Raw genomic sequence first — 4,702 nt, forward strand, 5'->3', positions numbered from 1 at the left:
AATTTTAAAAATTTTGAGTAAACGCGACGGTTTGGTGAGATGCACGGTTTCATAACTATTTTGGATATGGGTTTAATTTTACCCTAGTGGCCAATATTTTACCTATATTTCTCCTAAGATAGATATAAAGTTTTTCATATCCAATACCTGGGTTGGCAATATTCTTAAGCCAACCCAGGTAGTAAACTATAGCCAATTACCAATCAGTATCAAGGGCGACCAAACTCCTGGATGACTGTAGTCATCTGAAGCAATCAATTTCATTTGCGCTCTTCGTAGCGCTTCGGCTTTGCTAATGTTAGGTTGGCGCAATTGGGTATAAAATGCTTCAATTAGCGGTACTGTAGCTTCGTCATTAATATACCACAAGCTAGCCAGCGCACTTCTTACTCCCGCACGAACGGCAACGCCAGCAATTCCCAGTGCTGCGCGGTTATCTCCGGCGGCAGTTTGACAGGCACTTAATGTGAGCAGTTCTACTGGTTGTTTGTTTGTAGTTGAGGCGTTATTTCGTCCGGCGAATCGCAATAAGTTATCAATTTCATCGATCCCGATCCGACGATCGTATCCCAATAAAAAGGTACTGGCAGCATCGACGCCAAATTTACCGTGGGTAGCCATATGAATGATGGGAAAGTTATTTTGGCGCAGTTCTGTTTCTAAGCGATTTAGGGTAAAATCTTTATCTAAGAGTTTGGTTCCTCCCAAAATCTTTTGCACTTCTGCTACTTCGGTTGCTACATTGGCAAGGGGTGCAAATGGTGGCCGTTCGACTGTTAACCCAACGCTGAGAGCTTTGAAGTTGCGTCGATCGGCTGGTTTGCTCGCGGTTAAGCTGAGGCTTGGTGTTGTGGCGATCGCATATTTTTGGATTAAAAATTGTTTGCCATCGTGCAATGCTGCCATCGGTATTTTTCGCAGCACGCCGTCGTTAATAAAAACGAGCGTTTTCAGATTTTTTGATTCCCCATCTTTTTCCATTGGACGAATCAACAAATCGTAGATTTTTTGAGCTTGAGGCAGGTATTCTTCTGTGGCTCTATTTTCCAATAACAAGCGCAATCGATCTATTTCTTGTTGCAGTTGCTCTTGCCCCATCGCGACGGTATAGTTTTTTAGTTTTCCATCAGGCGATCGCACAATCATTTCTGTGCGATCGTCCAAAATAACCGAGTAAACGATCGCCGCACCTGTATCGGCTAAATTGCCATCATTTTGGGCGTTTTCTTTGGCTACTTGCACGCACTCGTCGCCGAAGAAATTCTGTAATTCTGCTAATTTAAGCAACTCCAGAATATCGATAACTTTACTTAAATTTTTCGGTTGTGTTTCAGCCATATTCTCGGCAGACGATGTATAAGTATTGCCGCCGAAAGAGCTAACTGAGTTTGATGGTTGTAAAAGCAGCCCCATCATTTGCCGATAAACTGGTTCTACAGAATCGCGAAAGTCAAATTGCAAGTCTTTGTTAGCAGCGAGAATATCGCTGCGTATACTTTGGAGGGATGCGATCGCTTCTTCGTAGTAAGATATGGCTTTGGGGATTTTGCCAGTAGCTTTTTCGATCCGCCCTGCCTGCCATTGCCAGCGATAGAGACTATCAACAGCATTTATTTTCTGGGCAGCAAATAAAGCTTGGCGATTTAGCTCCATTGCTTCGGTATATTGATGTGCTTTTTCGTATAATTGCGCTAAACTGCCCAGCGCAAAAGATTCGGCTCTGCTGTCGCCAATATGCTTCGATACAGCGATCGCATCAGCAAATATTTTGGCAGCAGCAGATGGCTCCGATCCTACTCCTAAATTAATTAAGGCATAAGATTTTTCACGGGAGTCAGGTATTTTTTGCAGTAACTCATAAGCCCGCTCCCGATTTTGAGCGATCGCTTCTGAATTAACTGCATCCGGCTCTTTGACGCCCTGAAAATTATTGCCGCCCGCCGAGCCAACTGATGTAGAGTTGCTGAATGTAGTGCTGTGCCGCTCTAGCAAGCGATTTAAATTCAGTAAAGCTTGTACAGTTACAGTATCGCTTACTCCCACCTGAATGCTTTCTTCCAATGCTTCTTTGGCAGCAAAAATATCCTGTTGTGCCAGGTTCTTCAACCGCGCATTTTCTCGTTCGTCGCCTTCTATCTGGGCAACATTAGCTTGATAAAGGTATCGATCTGCTCGTTTGGCAAAAACATTGCCCAAATTGTTGAGTGCAGTTTGAATCAAAGCCGATCGGTAATTGGGAATAGTTTTATTGCCCGATTCTCCATCTTTTAATTCACGAGCTATTTTCAAGCTATTTTGGAGGGAAGAAATAGCTTGTTCGTAGTCTCCCAACGACCAATAGGAATTGCCCAACGCTGCCTCTGCTGCTGCTTCGGTGAGGCGATCTCGGTTATGCCGTGCAATTAATAAAGAAGCTTGTAAAAGCTGGATGGCTCGTTTGTGCTGTCCCAATTCGCTATAAGCTTGTGCTTGCTCTACGATTAATTTAGCTTGCTGAGTACGCGAGTTAGGATCGCCTGCTTTTGCATAAATTTGAATGGCTTGTTCCCAGTGCGCGATCGCTTTATCTATCTGCCCAATTTGCCTAAAAGCAACTGCCAAGTTGCTGTAGATTATTGCCCGCTCCTGTGAAGCTGAAGTTTGGGAAAGGGCTTGTTGCCAGAGATTAATAGCTTCAGCATACTTGCCAGCTTCATAAAACCCCTGTCCCTGCTGGACTAGCCGCTCGACAGATAATTGTAAATTTGAGAGTTTAGTTTCGATATCGTCATTTTTAACTGGCAAATTTCTTAAATCTGAAATAAACGATTTTTCAATATCTGTAAATGTTTCCTGCGCTCCCGAAACCGCTGTATTTACTAAAATGCAAAGCAGGAAGCTGACTAAAAATAATACATATCGGCGTCGCCGCCGTCGTAAAGCTTTCATTTGTTAATGTTTAGCGGTTAGTGATGATTCAATTTTATACCAAAACTAACCGCTAGGAGCAAAGATTTAACCAATTTTTTAGCTCTCTGTATTGGGCTCGTGGGTTGGCAATCTTTTTAAGCATTCTGAGGTAACTTCGGGAGCGGCCTTAAATATTGCTGCGCCTGAAGTCACTTTAAACGAGCCAACTATATCGGTTTGCGATCGCAAATTTTCCCGTTGCCACGGAATTTCAGTAGCATTGGAGTCCAAGGGCAAGAAAATAGTGAAGACTTCGCCTTGCTGTGGGCGTTGCCGCACAATCAATTTTCCACCCAGCGCGTGGAAAATATTTTTAGTAACGCTATGGTTAAGACTCAAACTACCTGTTTCCGGTTGGAACATCAGCAATTGACCGATCGACCTCCGAGTTGACTGAGTACCCTGCACTTGAGACATCTGTTGTTTTTCACACTCAGGAATTACACTGCCAGTTTGGGGTTGAACTTGCAACTTGAGTTGATTTCCGGCTGGCATCACCTGAACTTGGATATGACTACCGGCAGGTAAGCTGCGGGTGAAATTTTCAATCAAGCCGGTGAGAACGCGATCGAGCATGGTCGGATCGCTGACTACCTGCGGCATCTGTTGTGGCAAAATCACATCTAGAGTTTGATTGCGCTGAGAAGCTTGTTTTTCCCAACGCGGCAAACTTTGCTGAAAAACTTGGGCAAGCGACACCTGGGTAAGGTGAACCGGCGAAGATTCTTTAGCGGCAGTTTCCAATTCCGCAGCTCGGAAAAGCAACTCCATACGATCGATTTGCTCGGTACATTCGCGATCGATAATTTCCAACCGCTTGATAATGTCTGGTGCCAAATTCTTGCGCTTGAGCAACAATCTCGTCAGAGTGCGAATTGTAGTCAGAGGCGTTCTGACTTCGTGTGCAAAAGCCTGCAACAATTCCACACTCATATCCGTTGTCTGTTGTTCCTTGTCGCTAGCCGCTGACGGCTGAGCGCTGGCGACTGAGGAGTGAGTGCTGACTGTTGACGGCTCTTCCGGTATGTGTTTGAGCAACAAGCGCGTAAATTGCATCACTGTTCGGTAATCCGGTGCGATGGGCGCAAATTGCTCAAAAAACGCATCCAGTTGCAAAACCCGGTCTGGAGAACCCAGAAATACCCGATTTCTGAGCGCTAGCCAAGCATCTCGAACAACTTCTGGTTCAAAAGAAAACATAAAAGCTGGTTGATTGGTGGAGTCTTCTCCCAATACCATCACCAAGCTGAAACTATGAGTTAAAACTAAACAAAACTGTTCGCCTGCCAAAGGATCGACTGGCAGCAAAGGCAGGAAGTTACTATAATCGTTTGTCTTTAGGTTGCCCTCTTGGGCGGGAGGCAGCTGAAACGGCATCCAAGCACCGGGATGAGCGAGCTGGGTGCTGAAAATCCAAGTTTGGAAGCGAGAGTTTACCGCTGAATCGCTCAAAATGGGCACTGGCCCAGCTAAAATCAATCCCTGGGGCGTTACCGGATCGATATCTTCCCCATCGCTACAGGATAAAGTCGATCGCAGCATCATCTCAAGCGCTGCGATCGCCCCACGCCATTCTTGTTCTGACTTCAATTGCTGCAACGCGATCCGATTTTTAGATGGCTGCTGAGTATCAATCTCGGTTGCAGCCTTCCACTTTCCCCTCCCAGATTTGGCGGTTAAGGGGGATTCCTCAGCCCAATTTGGCGTACTTTGGGCTAAAACTTCACTTAGTTTTGGCAGTAACCACTTATGC

Annotated in this window: 2 protein-coding genes; both read right to left on the reverse strand. The window is 45.2% G+C overall.

Annotation, left to right across the window (positions count from 1 at the left end; translation table 11 throughout):
- Positions 1–186 precede the first annotated feature (186 nt).
- A complete protein-coding gene (locus tag H6S82_RS19100; RefSeq protein WP_190464181.1) occupies positions 187–2,928 on the reverse strand; it encodes a CHAT domain-containing protein in 2,742 nt (913 codons plus the stop codon).
- Between the two features lie 78 nt (positions 2,929–3,006).
- Positions 3,007–4,702, reverse strand: a 1,696-nt coding sequence (locus H6S82_RS19105) for a HAMP domain-containing sensor histidine kinase (protein WP_191056563.1), incomplete at its 5' end; no start/stop codon positions are given.

It is taken from the genome of Planktothrix sp. FACHB-1355 (assembly GCF_014748295.1).
Lineage (GTDB): Bacteria > Cyanobacteriota > Cyanobacteriia > Cyanobacteriales > Aerosakkonemataceae > Aerosakkonema > Aerosakkonema funiforme_A.